Here is a 14,874-nt window from a genome sequence, read left to right on the forward strand (position 1 = left end):
CTTAAAATAGCTGCTTTGCAAACAGCAGAACGAACGGCATAAGCAAAAACAGCATACAAAGCGCCATCAATACTGCACTGAGCCCGCGTCCAAGCGCTGTCTCTCTGTTCCCTTTGCGAAACGCATAGGTGCGTATGGGCGTAAAGCCGCGCAAAAGTTCTTCCGCCCGTGCGGCATCCTCTTCCGCCACGAGTATTGCCTGACCGCTCGGGGAATTTCCCTCATAAACCGTCAAGCTTCCTGCCGCGGCAGAAGCTGCAATCCCATGCCGCAAAAGAAACGCTACCATCTGCGCCGCCTCCGCGGTGCTTCCCGCAAAGCCGGCCTTCACAAGACAAAGTTCTCTCTCCTTCATCGACCGCCCCTCCTTTCTTTTATCATACACCATTTGAAGCCATGTGACTGCTTCACAGCAACAAAAAAGCGCCCTGCAAGCTTTCTTGCAAGGCGCTTCGTTTTACCAACGCTGAAGGATATAGATGAGACCGGAGCCGAACATATCTGCCATCGAGTGCACGAGGACCACAGGCAGCAGGTTCTTGATGAACTTCCGGTAAGCCACGTAGTAAAGGAGACCGAAGAAGATACCGATGATCAGTGCCGACGCCATACCCTGGTAGGTGTGGAAGGAGGTACGGATAATGGTCGAGAACACCAGCACCGGCCACTTGTACTTCTGGTTGACCGTTCCGAGCAGACCGAGGAAGTAGAACTCCTCATAGAATGCGTTCAGAAGCGAGTATATGATTGCGACACCGGAGAGCGCCGTAAACTTCGGGATGACCGAAGTCAAGTCAATGTGACTCAGGCTCTCTGCCGTAAAATAGTTGTAGCCGTGGTCAAAAATCATGTACAGGATATCCGCGCTGAGACCCATGATGAAGAAGAGGACCAGATACTGCGGAATGACCTTGAGATTAAGCTTGAACGGAATCTGCTTAAAGTCAAAGTTACGGATGAAGAGATAGATGAAGACAATGGCAAGCATCTTCGCCTGAAAGCTCAGGTTGCTCGAATAGGCAGCGCCTTCCGAAGATACCTCGGTTGTGGCCTCCGCAACCTCCGTCGCCGCTTCCGTGACCGCCGTCGCCGCCGCTTCAACCGCCGGCTTCAGGGTGTCGAGGTACATCTGCGTGGAGATGACAATGAACTTCCCGAAGAGAATCAGGGTGATGATGACGACATCGAACCATCTTAGGTTCTTTGTCTTCTCTCTCGGGAGGATAATGTCGCGAATGTTCATACTAAGTTACCCCCTTTTCGATTTTCAATGGGCTCATTATAGCAAAGGGTCCAAGTTCTTTCCAGTAGATTTTAATTTTCTTTAAATTTTGTACAGAATCAACTACTTACTCCGCCTTATTTTGTGTTATTTGCCCTCAAAATAATCCCATTCTACTTATTGCATACCAATTGCATACCAAAAAAGCCGCACGGTACCAATGACCGTGCGACTCTTCTCAGCCTATCTTTTCTTTGCTTCAGAGCTGTGCGTCCAACTTTGCCTCGAGCTCCTTCTGCGGAACCGCGCCGATAATGCGGTCCACAACCTGGCCGTCCTTGATAATGACCATGTTCGGGATGCTCATGACCTGGAACATCTGAGCAAGCTCCGGCTCATCGTCCGTGTTGACCTTGCCGACCTTAACCTTGCCCTCGTACTTCTCTGCGAGCTTCTCGACGACCGGTGCCATCATCTTGCAGGGACCGCACCAATCCGCATAGAAGTCAATGAACACCGGCTCCTTCGACTGCAACACTTCCTTCTCAAAATCAGCTTTTGTAAAACGATACTCCATCGTGCTACCTCCTCATGCTGCGGTACCCAAGGTACCAAAATAGGAACTAATCCTATTTTGACAGATTCAGAGGCAGATGTCAAGTCCTCAGAGGCCAACGTCCTCATGCGAAAGCGTTACGCTGCCATCCTCACGGACAAAGCAGGGAATTCCCACGTAACCCTGCTCTCTTGCCTCCCGAAATGCCTCATCCCGGTCGCGAAGCTGTAAGAAAGCCTTGAGGTAAACGACATGCTTTCCGATGTCAACCAAAGTGAAATCGTTCTCTTTGCCGCTCGCCTTGATTCTCTCTTCGACTTCTGCGCAATCCGGGCAGCTCGGCATTCCATAAACCTTAATCATGTTTCTTTTCTCCCTGTAGAAAATGTCTTTTTGCAAATTCCATGTCCTGGACAAACTCCGCCGTTCCCAAGTAATTTCCGTCCTGATCTCTCACGGCGCGGTAGTTGACCAACATGGTCTTTCCGCCCTTCTCGGCCCAAATGGATACGCTGCTCTGTCTTCCGGAACGGAATTCCGTGATAATCTGGCGCACCATAGGCTCAATCTTCGGCGGGTGGCAGGAAAAGACCTCGCGGTCCAGTGCCATCTTCGGGCGCTTAAACGCCTTCTGTCCCTCGCTCTCGTTAAAGTAGCGGTTGATGTTGTCTGCATCGACAAAGGTGATTTCCATCGGAATTGTGTTGAGAAGCCACTCCAGCTGATCGAGTTTCAGGTGCCCGCCCGGCATCACAACCTCACCAACAAAGGAAGACGTACGGCTCTTCGTATCCGCTGTGTTCACAGCGACCTTAAGCGACGGCTGCTCTGCCGCCTTCTCCTCCTCCGCCGCAGCGTAAACCTTGCTCTCCACGCCGAGGCAGTTCTCATAATCCTTAGAATCCCGATAAATTCTCTTCCACTCATCTTCCGTAAAATTCACGGCGCAAATCGGGAACAAGATATTTGTCTCCTTGTAAATCATCTCATCCGCACGCTGTACCACAGCCTCTGCGGCAGCCTTCCAAGCCTCATCTTCGACACTTGCCTTGTCAAGGCGACCCAGTTCGTCGCGGATTTCATCGTCCACCGTCCACATGACCGAGGAGGGACCTGTGACATCATACTTCACCTTTAAGAGCGGGTAAAGCAAATCTCCCTTTTTCGCGTAATGAACCGTGACTTCGCGAATTGCATGCACCGCATCCTTTAAAGATACGCCGAGTTTTGCCGCCTCGCGGAAGCTCTCGATGCGCAATGCAAGCGCCTGGTTCTCACGCGTTAAGGTCTCAAGCGGATGGCCGGGAATCGCAATGAGCTTTGCAGCCAGCGCATTCTTGTCGCCGTACTGTGCCTGCTGCTCTGCCTTCTCGTGATCCGAAATGCGAATCATGGAAGCCGCAACCTCGCGCTCCGCATTCGCAACGCGCTCTTCCTGCGTCGCGCCGTGGAAAAGAGCCGAGTGAATGTCGCAGAGCTTCTGTACTTCCTCAAGCGGCATGCCGTCCTTCATGAGCTGCTGCTCTGCCTGCATGATTTCCGCCGCCTCTACCGAGTGAAATTCCTTGCGGAAATCTTCGCGAACGGTTTCCAGAGACTCTCCTTTGCTGAGGCGCTCCAAGTAGCCCTTCAGCGCTTCCGCACGCTCGGGCTTTGCATTCGGGAAATTATACTGTGCGGTCGGCGGCACCGGTGCTTTTGCCGGAGCGCTCGGCGGTGTGGGCGGAGTCGGCGGCACCGGCGCTTCGTCCACACCGATTACCTGAAAGCCCCTCTCCCGAAACGCCTTCAAAATCTGCTCCATCGGGATTCCCTTCATCCGAGACCCCTTCGGAACCGTCATAATCTTGCCCGCGGAAGCGAGAATCTCCGGCTCAGTGATCTCCTTAAAACCGACACTCGCCATAATCTCCTTGAACTCCGGGTGCTCCGTTGCAAGCTCGTACACTGTCTTTCTGAAATCAATTATCTTATCCATGGATGTGCCTCCCCTATGGTTTGTTTTTCCTTACTCCCCCACTATAACACATCTTCCGAGAAAAACCGTGACCGCTGCAACAAAACAGAAATTTATTCCGACGCTATCCCGGCACAACGCCCGCAAAACTGTTCCTCTGTCTCTCGGCAGCGCATCACATAGCTTCCGAGCGCTTCTCGGTATTCTTCCTGCTGAGATTTCCAGCTTCCGAGCAGACGGCTGAGTTCCGAGAGGCCATCCCGCGATACCGAGACATAACGAAGGTGAGACAGGCTTTCGTTCAGCTGTTCGATATCCCGAAGTAAGCTTCCGCAGTGGAGACTCACATCCGCCGCACAGGCAAGGGCATGCTCCGCCGCCGCATAGTCGATTCCAGCTTCGCCGACCTCTCCCGCTGCCATAGCCGGAACAGCGTTCTCACTACCGCTCTGAAGGAACGCAACCGTATCAAAGGTCGTTCCCTGTCCGGTACTCTCATGTTGCCCGAGCAGCACAAACTGCTCTCGTAAGCCCTTTTCCAAGCGCGACGCGTAATTCAGTAAAATGCCCTCTATCTCCCGCGCGTCGTAAAGGACTTGCTTTGCCATATGAAGGAGGGGACGTTTGTCCGGTATGTCTGTTTGGAGTTCGGCGAGAGAGGAGATTCCGCAACATTCCAGTATGCAGGCCTTTAACTGCTGCCTGTCCTGAATTAAGCTCGCAAGCCCGTTCCGCAACTCTGATTCATGCTGCACCCGTAAAAGCTCTGCCATTTTCCACGGATAACTTGTCCCTGCATCGATGGAGAGCAGGGGATAGCCGTCCAAATCGCAACTTCCGAGCACTTCCTCCATCTCGGAATAGCGACGCCGCAGCGCCGCTCTCCCATCCGCAAATTGCCCCCAATCCAAGGAGAGGTTCTTTGGCGCCTTCAATGAGAGTCTGAGCTTTCCCTGCGCAATAAAACCGCTCGGCGTGAACAGCTGGTGCCCGCTCCAACGTAAACTCGATAGGATAGCGGCATCCGTCAGCGTTTCGCACATTCGTTTTGTGCTATTCCGGGAGTACGCAACCCCCTGCTTAAAGAGCTCTAAGAGACCGCGATTGAGACTGTCGTGTGCCAAAAGAGAAAAGCCCTCCGGCTCCCCGGAAAACAAGCTTCCGCAGGCTAACTCGCCGCGTATGACCAGTTTTGTTCGATTTATATATAACTTGACCCTTTCTCCCGCCCGCTTCCACTGTTTGAGATGCAGGAGCTCTTCTTCCATCGCAAGCCTTGCCGCCTTCCACTCCGCTCGCAGCACCTCACATACAGCATTCGGATGCGTGGCGCGATACTTCATCGCGATTAATTCCTTTCTTAACCACTCAATCGAATTGACGCTTCCTTGACAGAGAAGCTCCGAACTTCCCGGACCTGTATAAGCACCAAGCTTAAAATAGTCCCAGAGTCGGTAATCATAGGGCTTTTTTTTCGCATATCCGAACTGAACTGCGGCAAGCAACACATGCATGGGTTCGGCGCGTGACCGTGGTGCCTTGTGCATCAAATCGTGGGAAATATCCTTGACGATTTCGACCAAAGCGCCCTCTCTTCGGGTCCTTGGCTGCAGGTGCACCCGACCGTCCGCACCGATTCGCAGTAACTGACGGATGTAATGATAGTCCATAGCCCCGGTTCCGAACCTCCGATCGAGTTCCGGCGCGCCCAAAAGCAGAACATTCTTTGCAAAATACCCGCTTCTATCGGTATAGCCAATGGCGTGTACCAGGTCCTTGTAGGAGTTGATGCTGAAAATTTCCGAGCGCTTTTTCTCAACCCAGGCCTCACCGCGATACACCAGCAATTCCTGAATAAACTCCGGCGGCGGTCCGGGTGCATCGTTTGCAAAGCAGACCGCATTCAACTCCGGAAAGATGCATTTGACAAGAACCGCGAAGAGTCCGCCCTTTGAGTGTCCCGCAAGCCACACTCTCCCCTCGGCAATCAGGCGACGGCACTTTCGCGCAATTGCATCCTTCCCCTCATACATGAGCTGTAAGGTGTCCTGCGCGTCAATCATTGCAAGCTCGCCTATCTTGGAAAGCGATTCAAAGACATATCGGTCTTTTTGAAACGAGCCCGTGCAACTGCTTTCCATGTCGGCATTGTCAATCCATGCCCGGCCCGGAGTTCCCCGGAATGTGAAGCAGAGATTCCGTTTTAATCCCTGCTTTTCGCTGCCATCGTAAACAAACACGACCGTGACCAGCACTTCCGGATTTACGATCCCCTCGGCCTGTTTCCTGTCCACACCTCGAGCAACCAGTCCATTGACATCCTTGTTAAAACTCGCATAGAACATCCTTGCTTCGCCGATGTCTGAAATGCCGGACTTTTCATCTAAGCAGGCTTCCAGGAGTTCGAGGTCTTGGAGGTCGATATCTTTTTTGTTCCCTTCCAAGTAGGACCTTCTTGCCTTTTTAACAATATCTCTTATTGTACTCCCGTTTTTTACTTCCAACTGTTTCAATGGTAAGTATAGCAACAAATTGTATACAATTTGCTGCATCATCTCCTGTTCCGATTTTTCATTACATCTTGTAGGCTTTCTCACCATTTCCATTCTCTTCACCTCGTTCCATTTCAGCGGACAACGTAAGGTTATTCGTTATGGTATACTGAGCGGATATAATAGTCTTCGTCCATTTTTCCCAAGAGTATCCACACTCTATCATTATAACTTGTCCAGTATTCATCAGCCCAAATCGTCATTTGCTTAATGGCACGTAACTGATCTTCCGTCATGTAGTATATATTAGCGTCTACCGCAAGCGATTTCTCCTTTAATTCACCAAGTAAATTGTCAAGATCTTGATCTATAAGTCTTGAATCTCTCGCTACGCACACATGAATATTATTCTCGAGAATATTCTCAAGATATTCCTCAGCAGTTACTGTTACTCCAAAGTTTTCTTTCTCCCATGGTGTGTTCGGAACTATCATTACAAGTTCATATGTTTCAGGAGAATATACCCTATCAAAAACTTCTTTGAACTTTTGCTCCACTTCATCGCGAAGCACAAAGCTCATATAATTATCGTATAGTTCGCTTTTCTCATAGTTATATCTAACCACAACCTTCTCATCACTTCTGCGCTTTTTGTATTTCTTCGCGTCTAATTTTAATTCATATTTATTCGTTGATGAGTAAAATATATCCGAGGAGGCCCATACTTCATCTCCCGGCTTATCAATCGTGAACGTATCCTCATAAATCGCGTATTTCGACTGCATATAACGAAGCAGCGCTTGGTCAAGCTCCTCATGCGTCGGTTTTCTATGCTGTCCCCGACCGGTATAGAAACAGTATACGATTAAAAGCAGCAGAAGCAGAAACGGGGATGCCACCAGCATGCGATATATTTTTCGACTATCCATCACAAATCCTCCCTTGGTTTTACTTCTCTATCGCTATCCCCGCGCAACGCCCGCAAAACTGTTCTTCTGTCTCTCGGCAGCGCATCACATAGCTTCCGAGCGCCTCTCGGTATTCTTCCTGCTGAGATTTCCAGCTTCCGAGCAGACGGCTAAGTTCCGACAGTCCTTCCCGCGAGACCGAGACATAACGAAGGTGAGACAGTCTTTCGTTCAGTTGCTCGATATCCCGAAGCAAGCTTCCGCAGTGGAGACTCACATCCGCCGCACAGACAAGGGCATGCTCCGCCGCCGCATAGTCGATTCCTGCTTCGCCGACCTCACCCGCTGCCATGGCAGAAACTGCGCTCTCATTACTGCCTTGTAAGAATGCGACCGTATCAAAGGCAGATCCCTGCCCCGCATTTTCCCGCTCACCGAGCAGCACAAACTGCTCCCGTAAGCCCTTTTCCAAGCGCGACGCGTAATTCAGTAAAATGCCCTCTATCTCCCGCGCGTCGTAAAGGACTTGCTTTGCAAAATTAACAAGGGGACGTTTGGCAGGTATGTCTGTTTCGAGTTCATCGAGAGAGGAAACGCCGCAACATTTCAGTATGCTTGCTTCCAACAGCGCCCTGTCTCGCACGATACTTGAAACTCCGGCTTTAAGCTCCGCTGTACGCTGGCTCTTTAAAAGTTCTGCCATCTTTCGTGTATAATGCGGTTCCTCCGGAATAGGGAAAAACGGATAGCAACTTTCCCCCCAGCTTTGCATCACCTCATCCACTGCTTGGCAGATATAGGCATAGGTCTTGCTCAGCTTAAGGGCGCGGGCTATGGCGGACTTCTGTTCCCTCGTAAATTTTTCCGAACTGCAACGTGCCAGTAGCGGATTGATAACGAGGCTAAATGGGTGATTCAGCATGCAAAACAGTTTGTAATCGTCAAGGTGCAGAACTTGGGATAAATCCATGAATGTATTTACTACGAAATCGTTTGCTTCGGTTACTAATCCGTTGAATGCCTTTACACCGAATTGAAATAAATCAATCGTACAACGATTAAAGGTCAGATCATGACGAATAATCGGAAGTCCTCCCTCCATCCGGTACGGCGGTAGCGCTTTCATGCTGGTATCATCCGATAGGCTTTTGGTAGCTTCCAACTTTTCAAGAATGTAGTCACATATATATCCGCTCAACAGCTTCGGCAGGCTCAACGCTGTTTTCTCTACATTTCTATAAATATCCACTCCCGTGTTCCATACATCTCTCGCACCATCCTGCGTGTTTTTCACTTCTTGCGGAAGGTAACTTCTCAGCTTAATAGCAATTTCTCCGAGCCCGGCAGGACGACGATCAAATGGATTTTCTTGCAAATAGAGATCATACCATTTGTGTACCGCATAATGTAGCACCGGGATAATCTCCGGCAAAAAACGTTTAAATTTCGCTCCCAATTCAAAATAATCATGAAACTTATAGTTGTGTGGCAATTTGCGCGCGTGCATCGCCTGGACAATTGCCATCGCAGGATGCATTAATTCCGCTCGTTTCTCAGTCGGAAAACTCATTAATATATCTGAAAGTACTTTGCTGTACTCTGCCCATAGCCCTTCTTTCTTTGCTTCGTCCTGTAATCTAACGCTGCCATCCTCATTCACGTGGAGCAGTCGAAACAAGTAGTGGTACCCCATCACATTTGTGTTTTTATCACGATCCAGTTCCGGTACTCCCAGAACCAACTGATTTCCGGCAAAATATCCGTTTTTCTCTGTATAGCCGATTCCATGAACAACGTCTTGATACGCATAAATATTGAAAATATCCTTGCGCATTCCTTCTACTTTCTCTATTCCCCAGCGCTTTACAAGCTCATCCCAATACTCCGGCGAAATTCCCGGCGCGTCAAAAACCATACAACGCGTATTCTGCAATTCCTCGACAATGCCTTTTGCCGTTACAGCCCGCTTCCCTCCCTGTGAATGCGCAGAGAGTACCAGTTTCCCCTCTTTCATAAAACGCCTGCATAACCGTGCTACATCATCATCGTCTTCTTTGATTTTCAGTAAGGTGTCCTCCACATTCAATAAACTGGCTCTGTCGAGAGGTGATATCCAATCGTAGATAAATCCGTCTTTTTCAAATTGACTCGTACAGTCACTTTCCATATTTGCGTTGTCGCACCAAGCACCTCCCGGTGTTCCTCGAAACACCAGGCTTACTCCTTCTTTGATTCCCTGCTCCTCACTTCCCTGATAAATAAATACGACCGCGACAATTGCGTCCGTATTTTCAATACTCTTTGCTTCTTCCAGCGTAATACCATGAGCAAGTAGATCTTTAGTCTTCTTATTAAAGCTGGAATAATACATCTTCGCATTTCCAACATCAGATATTCCTGATTTTTTATCTATGCAGGCTTCAAGAAGAATTAAATCGTTGATATCGATGTTGTATTCATTTCCTTGATTATAAGAGTCTCTTGCCTCCTTAATGATTCTCTTAATTCTTGCTCCATCCTTAATCCCCATGTTCTTCAAAGGTAAATACAGTATTTCATTATAGACAACTTGCTGTATTGTCTCCTTCTCATCCATTTCCTTTGTCATTGTTTTTCTCTCTCCCCCCTTCTTCACCTTATATTCCAATGTTAATCCTTCTCCCATAGATTTACAGAGAAGTCTTCTTCACCTTTGTTCCAAATCATAAGCCCATTCTCTTCATAATCAAACTCAAGTGTGGTAAACCACTTTTCCTTCCACTCCTCATTATTATACTGGGTTTCATTCATATAGAATATTTCCGCCTTTATGCCGTAATTTTGTGATTTAACTAATTCCAAAAGCTTCTCCATGTCCATATCTTTGTAAACAGCATCACGAATCACACAAAGATAGATAGACGTCTGTATTTCATATCGCAAATACTCATCCACCGTTTCTACCGCACTGTGATCGTGGTTCTTCCAAGGAGCTGCTTGGACAGTCATGACTAAGTAATAACTATTTGGTTCATAAATCCGATCAAAAATCTCTCGAAATTTTTCTTCCGCTTGTTCTCGAAGAACAAAGCTCATATACGTATCTCTCAGCGTATTTTCTTCATAGTTATACTGAAGCACCACTGTTTCCTTCTCACTGCGCTTGGGGTACTTCTCTGATTCCAACTCCAATTCATATTTATTGGTTGTCGGAAAGAAGAGGTCGTTAGGCGCATAAACGACCTTCCCCTCCCCCACCGGTGTCAGCGTATCTCCGTAAATCGCATACTTTCCCTGCATGTATCTGGTCAGGGCGGTGTCAAGTTCCTGCTGCGTCGGTTTACGGTGATGGTCGTGCCAACTGAAATACGCAGCCAACAGACCCAGACCTAAGGTTATCTGTGGTACAAAACGGAGCCAACGGTGCTTCTTAGGCTGCCGCTTCTCTTGCTTCTCTTCTTGCATTTCCGATCTCCTCTCAGGGAAATTGTAATTGGCATCAAATCCCATATTTTCGTGCCTTTACTTCTCCTGCTCTTCCGCACGGATATCCGCCGCAATGCGGGACAGCGTTCCGCCGTCTAAGATTCCCATTTCGTTCCATGACAAATACAGCAGCAGATTTTGAATCTCCTGCTGCTGTATCTCTTGCTTCTTAATCTGTTCACTTGGTTTTTGATTCTGCATCCGCACTACCCGTTGTCCTTCTCCGCTGTCTTCTCGGCTTCAATCCTCATCGTCCTCGTGATACGCATCGTCCTCATCCTGCATGCAGGCGAGTTCATCCTCCGCTTCCGAAATGCGGTACTCCAAGTAACGAAGATAATTTCGCTGTGCCAATTCTGTGCGGTCACAGAATTGCTCTGTCTTCTGCCTCATCCGTTCGCGCAGTCCGGCTTCCAAGGGGTAGGCCCGGCTGTTCTGCCAGCTTCCTTCCCGCCCGCGCTCGGCGAGCTGCCTGAGGCGTATTCCGAGTCGCTCGGCATCTCCGTGAGCCAGTCGAAGCGTATGCAAATCCCGCTCACAATCCCGAATGTCTCCGCAGCGGCAACTCATCCCGTTCTTCCCCCTCTCTGAATCAGGGCGCCCATCGCCCGGTCAAAGTCCTCCGCTGTGCTGTTCACCTCATCGAGCTGCGCAAGCAGTGCCTCAAAGATACCCGAAATCTGCATGCCCTCCCGATCCGCGCGTTCCGCAGCACTCCGGTAAGCCCCCTGCATTTCTCCGACAAACATCTCCGAGAGACTTTGGTCGAGTTCGCGGAAGCCTGCCCAGATGAGGCGCAATTCTTCTCCGAGTAAGCCCCACTGTGCGCTGCGAAGGCGCAGTTCTTCGTGTTGAATGCGTATTTCCATCCGTCACCTCTTCAGCTCTCTGCCGCGATAAAGCGCTCGCAAAGAGCTTCTGTCTCCTGTTTGCGCAAAGCCCCTTCGCTGAGTGCGGCTTCTTCCAAAAGTCTCTGCTTCTCCGCAGCGGTGGCCTGTGCCACATCCAGCGCGTGTTCCCAGAGCCGGAAGAGACGAATAAAGCTATCTCTTCCTTTGCCGCTCCAAACCGTAAAATCCATATCGCGCTCCAAGGCCTGAATATCCCGTGCCGCGGCTGCCAGGCGGCGGCGCAGCGCGAGGTTTTGGGCTGAGGCTTCCCTAAGCCGCTGTAAATTCAGATAGACATCCATGGCTTCCTCCTCAGGGCACCAAATAGACAAAGAGGGTTCCTTCGGCAAAGCCGACGGTCTCCTTCGGCCAGAACTCGAGATAGAGGTTGATTCGCTCGTTGCTCGCCTTCCAGAGCTCCGTTTGGTTTGCAAACTCCTCCGTAACCATGGGGCCTCCGTGTCCGCTCCGGTAGGAAACCATCAAAACGCGGGTATTCTTTAAGTCCTCATAGTCTCCCTTTTTCAGGATGCGCTGAATGCCGGCAAGTGCGTGGCTTTCCACCGTATTGAATTGATCTTTTCTGAGCTCCGCCTTTTTCACCACATGCTCTATGGTCCACCCCGTATTGACGCCCAGTTTTTTGAGCGGCAAATCCAAGAGATGGTTGTAAAGTTGATATTGAGTTTGAATTCTCTTCGGATCCTCAAACTTTTCTTTCCGCAGCGCCCAGAGATCCGGCATGGGGCTTCCGACTTGCCAGTCTTGGTAGAGCCGTTCTCTCCGCTGCGGATTACGACTCACAATTCCCTGACAAATGCAGCTGCCGTCGTAAATTCCCTTTCTAAGGACCTCCGCCATATCGACTTCCGCAAATTGTTCTTCCGTGACATAGTAAATCATGAGGTTTATGCCCCAGCCGCGCTCCGTGAGCAGGCTGTCCAGCTTCCGCATGGCTTTTTTCTTATCCTTCTCTTCTCCCTTGACCAGCGCCACGATTTCCTGCTCGTCGATAAGTGTCATATAGTCCTTAAGACTTGTGGTCCCGTCGATCGGCTCATCCGTCCAAAAATAGGCCAGCGGTTCACAGATCAGTTTGACATTCTCTTCGCCGTAGATTTCCGCAAAGAGTTTTTGATATTCTCGCTCCACAAACTCGCGATAAACAAAGGACATATAATTGTCCTTTTGTCTGGTGGGGTTCCAGCGATAGTAAGAGTTAATCAGTTGGTTGGTACCCGCGTATTTTTCTGTTTGACTGCTTCCGGCGAGCTCTTCATATTTTTTGTCGCCGAAACAAGAGACATCAAAATCATAGTACGGAGTCAGCTTATCTCCGTATTTCCAATATTTTTGAGTCAGTATTTGCTGATTCATTTCTTTTATCTCGTCGAGGCTCGGCTTTAAACGCTCCCTATGCTCCCGAAACATCTCCGAGTCTCGCATTGCCGCTTCCACGCTTTCCTGCAAAGCACGCTGTTCCTCCGCAGTTAAGGTCTCGGCTGGCTCGCGCGCTGCCTCGCTTTGCTCCTCTGCGGTACTTTCTTCTGCAGTGCTTTCCTCTGCTGTATCATGAACCTCTGTTTCCGCCGACTCCGAAAGCTGCTCGCTTTCGTTCGTTTCTTTTTGTGCCTCCTGCTTTCGCTTTGTCGAGGATGCGTGGGCTTCTTCCGTCACCTCACTCTGACTCGCTTGTCCGCTGCTCTCCGCCTTGCCGCCGCACCCGCCGGTGCCGAGCAAAACAAACGCTGCGATTGTCACTGCGATGCCTCTCATATAAGCCTGCGCGCGTCCTCTTCTCATCTTGCCTCTCCTCTCGAAAGTTTGATTGTTCCATGTATTTTAACAATTGTCCTTTATTAAACTTTCGTTATGTAATTACCGCTTTTGCTTTGGCGCTTATTTCCCCTCCGCCCCATGATTCACGCGGTAGTATAGTACAAATTTTATGTTATTTATTTACTTTAGTCAAGCTGTTTCTCCGCTTTGCACTGCGCTCAGATTGACTTTCCATGTACTTCCCGCTATTCTGACAATAAAAAAGGAGTTACACCCATGAGCGGAAAAACAAACTATGTCACGGCGGCGCAGGCGGTTCTGGCCGTACGGGACGGTGATTATATTGACTACGGCTTCGGCGGAAGCTTTCCCGAACTTTTGGACGCGGCACTTGCGGCGCGCTGCGGCACGGTTCGCAATGTGACCGTGCGCGGCGGTCTCATCATTGCCCCCAAGATTGCGATTCTCGAGGCAGATCCGGAGGGACAGTCCTTTCGCTATGAGAGCACACACCTCGGCGACTACGAGCGCAAATTCTACCGCGCAGGCCGCATCGAATTTGTGCCGACCGCACTTCGCCTGGTTCCCTTCCTCTATCGGCAGGGAAAATTTCGCTCGGACTTTGCCTTTGTCCCGGTTTCCCGTCCGGATGCCGAGGGGAATGTGAGTCTCGGCACGGGTTGCTACCTCTGGAAGACCATCATTGCGAGCGCAAAGACGGTCATCTTTGAAATCAACGAGCACCTTCCCTTCCTGCCGGGTGTCGACGGCTCCAACCTCTGCCGCCTCGATGAAGCGGATATGGTTGTCGAGGGCACGCACACGCCGCTGCCCGAGCGGAATTACCGTGCGCCTTCGGAGATTGACCAAAGAATTGCGGAACTCGTGGTAAACGAAATTCCGGACGGTGCCGTGCTCTCGCTCGGTGTCGGCACGGTTCCCTTTGCGATTGCCTCCGCTCTCGCGGACTCCGATAAAAAAGATCTCGGCTGCCACACCGGCACCATCAGCGACGCCTATCGGAAGCTCTACCTCGCGGGTAAGCTCACGAATGCCCGCAAGGAATTCGACACCGGCCTCAGCAGCTTTAACCTTGCGATGGGCAGCGCTGCCTTCTATGACTGGCTCCGGGAGAATCCTGAGCTCTTCCGCCCGGATTCCGTCGACTACATTCACGATCCGCTCCGCATCGCGAAGCTTAGCCGCGTCATCAGCATCAACGGCGGCGTGCAGGTGGATCTCATGGGACAGGAAAACGCAGAATCCGCAAACGGCATGCAGCTCTCGGGCATAGGCGGCCAGATGGACTTTCTGGAGGGCGCGTTCCGCTCGGAGGGCGGTTGCGGCTACATCTGCCTCAATTCCTCCCGCCTCACGAAGGACGGCGTGCGGAAATCGAACATTCTCCCCTTTATTCCGGGCGGCAGCACGGTCTCCGCGCCGCGCACGCTGATTGAGGCGGTCGCAACGGAGTACGGCATTGCCCACATCGCGGGAAAGAGTCTCGCCGAGCGCCGTGAGGCCATGATTGCGATTGCACACCCCGATTTCCGCGATGCACTCCGCAGCGAGAAACCGGATCTCTCGCTCTTTCTCTGACGCGGG

15 protein-coding genes are annotated in these 14,874 nt (G+C 50.5%); 1 reads left to right on the plus strand and 14 read right to left on the minus strand.

Going from position 1 to position 14,874, the window contains the following annotated elements:
* Position 1: 1 nt before the first annotated feature.
* The 14 genes from QU660_RS06650 to QU660_RS06715 all read right to left on the minus strand — a co-directional run bounded on the left by QU660_RS06650 (position 2) and on the right by QU660_RS06715 (position 13,293).
* Positions 2-355, minus strand: a complete 354-nt coding sequence (locus tag QU660_RS06650) for a hypothetical protein (protein WP_304945750.1) — start codon at positions 353-355, stop codon at positions 2-4.
* A 102-nt stretch (positions 356-457) separates the two neighbouring features.
* Positions 458-1,243 carry a CPBP family glutamic-type intramembrane protease gene (locus QU660_RS06655; protein WP_304945751.1) on the minus strand — a complete coding sequence of 262 codons (786 nt, stop codon included), beginning with the start codon at positions 1,241-1,243 and terminating at the stop codon, positions 458-460.
* A 238-nt stretch (positions 1,244-1,481) separates the two neighbouring features.
* Positions 1,482-1,799, minus strand: a complete 318-nt coding sequence (trxA, locus tag QU660_RS06660; RefSeq protein ID WP_304945752.1) for a thioredoxin — start codon at positions 1,797-1,799, stop codon at positions 1,482-1,484.
* A gap of 87 nt (positions 1,800-1,886) precedes the next feature.
* A complete protein-coding gene (locus tag QU660_RS06665; protein WP_304945753.1) occupies positions 1,887-2,141 on the minus strand; it encodes a glutaredoxin-related protein in 255 nt (84 codons plus the stop codon).
* Complete coding sequence (locus QU660_RS06670; RefSeq protein ID WP_304945754.1) at positions 2,134-3,756, minus strand: DUF438 domain-containing protein; 1,623 nt, start codon at positions 3,754-3,756, stop codon at positions 2,134-2,136. Before QU660_RS06670 ends, QU660_RS06665 begins: the two co-directional genes overlap by 8 nt.
* 92 nt (positions 3,757-3,848) lie before the next feature.
* Positions 3,849-6,179 carry a hypothetical protein gene (locus tag QU660_RS06675; RefSeq protein WP_304945755.1) on the minus strand — a complete coding sequence of 777 codons (2,331 nt, stop codon included), beginning with the start codon at positions 6,177-6,179 and terminating at the stop codon, positions 3,849-3,851.
* 200 nt (positions 6,180-6,379) lie between these two features.
* Positions 6,380-7,156 carry a hypothetical protein gene (locus QU660_RS06680; RefSeq protein WP_304945756.1) on the minus strand — a complete coding sequence of 259 codons (777 nt, stop codon included), beginning with the start codon at positions 7,154-7,156 and terminating at the stop codon, positions 6,380-6,382.
* A 19-nt stretch (positions 7,157-7,175) separates the two neighbouring features.
* On the minus strand, positions 7,176-9,800 hold the full coding sequence (locus QU660_RS06685; RefSeq protein ID WP_304945757.1) for a hypothetical protein: 2,625 nt from the start codon (positions 9,798-9,800) through the stop codon (positions 7,176-7,178).
* The gene (locus QU660_RS06690; protein ID WP_304945758.1) at positions 9,785-10,624 is read right to left on the minus strand and encodes a hypothetical protein; all 840 of its coding nucleotides are present in this window, start codon (positions 10,622-10,624) and stop codon (positions 9,785-9,787) included. The genes QU660_RS06685 and QU660_RS06690 overlap by 16 nt, the downstream gene beginning before the upstream one ends.
* A gap of 12 nt (positions 10,625-10,636) precedes the next feature.
* The gene (locus QU660_RS06695; protein WP_304945759.1) at positions 10,637-10,801 is read right to left on the minus strand and encodes a hypothetical protein; all 165 of its coding nucleotides are present in this window, start codon (positions 10,799-10,801) and stop codon (positions 10,637-10,639) included.
* 39 nt (positions 10,802-10,840) lie between these two features.
* On the minus strand, positions 10,841-11,170 hold the full coding sequence (locus QU660_RS06700; protein ID WP_304945760.1) for a hypothetical protein: 330 nt from the start codon (positions 11,168-11,170) through the stop codon (positions 10,841-10,843).
* Positions 11,167-11,469, minus strand: coding sequence for a hypothetical protein (locus tag QU660_RS06705; protein WP_304945761.1), 303 nt, complete (start codon positions 11,467-11,469; stop codon positions 11,167-11,169). The genes QU660_RS06700 and QU660_RS06705 overlap by 4 nt, the downstream gene beginning before the upstream one ends.
* Before the next feature lie 11 nt (positions 11,470-11,480).
* Positions 11,481-11,792: a hypothetical protein gene (locus QU660_RS06710; RefSeq protein WP_304945762.1), complete on the minus strand. Its 312-nt coding sequence runs from the start codon at positions 11,790-11,792 to the stop codon at positions 11,481-11,483.
* Positions 11,793-11,802: 10 nt separating this feature from the next.
* Positions 11,803-13,293, minus strand: a complete 1,491-nt coding sequence (locus QU660_RS06715; protein ID WP_304945763.1) for a hypothetical protein — start codon at positions 13,291-13,293, stop codon at positions 11,803-11,805.
* A 252-nt stretch (positions 13,294-13,545) separates the two neighbouring features.
* On the opposite strand from QU660_RS06715, the gene QU660_RS06720 reads away from it, so the two are divergent.
* Positions 13,546-14,868, plus strand: coding sequence for an acetyl-CoA hydrolase/transferase family protein (locus tag QU660_RS06720; RefSeq protein WP_304945764.1), 1,323 nt, complete (start codon positions 13,546-13,548; stop codon positions 14,866-14,868).
* Positions 14,869-14,874 lie beyond the last annotated feature (6 nt).

Origin of the sequence: Stomatobaculum sp. F0698 (genome assembly GCF_030644385.1) — a bacterium.
Classification (GTDB): Bacteria; Bacillota; Clostridia; order Lachnospirales; family Lachnospiraceae; genus Moryella.

Excerpts from the sequence above, each read along its gene's own strand:
- trxA (WP_304945752.1), bottom strand. The coding sequence starts at position 1,799 with ATGGAGTATCGTTTTACAAAAGCTGATTTTGAGAAGGAAGTGTTGCAG.
- QU660_RS06655 (WP_304945751.1), bottom strand. The coding sequence starts at position 1,243 with ATGAACATTCGCGACATTATCCTCCCGAGAGAGAAGACAAAGAACCTA.
- QU660_RS06705 (WP_304945761.1), bottom strand. The coding sequence starts at position 11,469 with ATGGAAATACGCATTCAACACGAAGAACTGCGCCTTCGCAGCGCACAG.
- QU660_RS06715 (WP_304945763.1), bottom strand. The coding sequence starts at position 13,293 with ATGAGAAGAGGACGCGCGCAGGCTTATATGAGAGGCATCGCAGTGACA.
- QU660_RS06690 (WP_304945758.1), bottom strand. The coding sequence starts at position 10,624 with ATGGGATTTGATGCCAATTACAATTTCCCTGAGAGGAGATCGGAAATG.
- QU660_RS06650 (WP_304945750.1), bottom strand. The coding sequence starts at position 355 with ATGAAGGAGAGAGAACTTTGTCTTGTGAAGGCCGGCTTTGCGGGAAGC.
- QU660_RS06695 (WP_304945759.1), bottom strand. The coding sequence starts at position 10,801 with ATGCAGAATCAAAAACCAAGTGAACAGATTAAGAAGCAAGAGATACAG.
- QU660_RS06665 (WP_304945753.1), bottom strand. The coding sequence starts at position 2,141 with ATGATTAAGGTTTATGGAATGCCGAGCTGCCCGGATTGCGCAGAAGTC.
- QU660_RS06685 (WP_304945757.1), bottom strand. The coding sequence starts at position 9,800 with ATGGGAGAAGGATTAACATTGGAATATAAGGTGAAGAAGGGGGGAGAG.
- QU660_RS06720 (WP_304945764.1), top strand. The coding sequence starts at position 13,546 with ATGAGCGGAAAAACAAACTATGTCACGGCGGCGCAGGCGGTTCTGGCC.
- QU660_RS06710 (WP_304945762.1), bottom strand. The coding sequence starts at position 11,792 with ATGGATGTCTATCTGAATTTACAGCGGCTTAGGGAAGCCTCAGCCCAA.
- QU660_RS06670 (WP_304945754.1), bottom strand. The coding sequence starts at position 3,756 with ATGGATAAGATAATTGATTTCAGAAAGACAGTGTACGAGCTTGCAACG.
- QU660_RS06700 (WP_304945760.1), bottom strand. The coding sequence starts at position 11,170 with ATGAGTTGCCGCTGCGGAGACATTCGGGATTGTGAGCGGGATTTGCAT.
- QU660_RS06680 (WP_304945756.1), bottom strand. The coding sequence starts at position 7,156 with ATGGATAGTCGAAAAATATATCGCATGCTGGTGGCATCCCCGTTTCTG.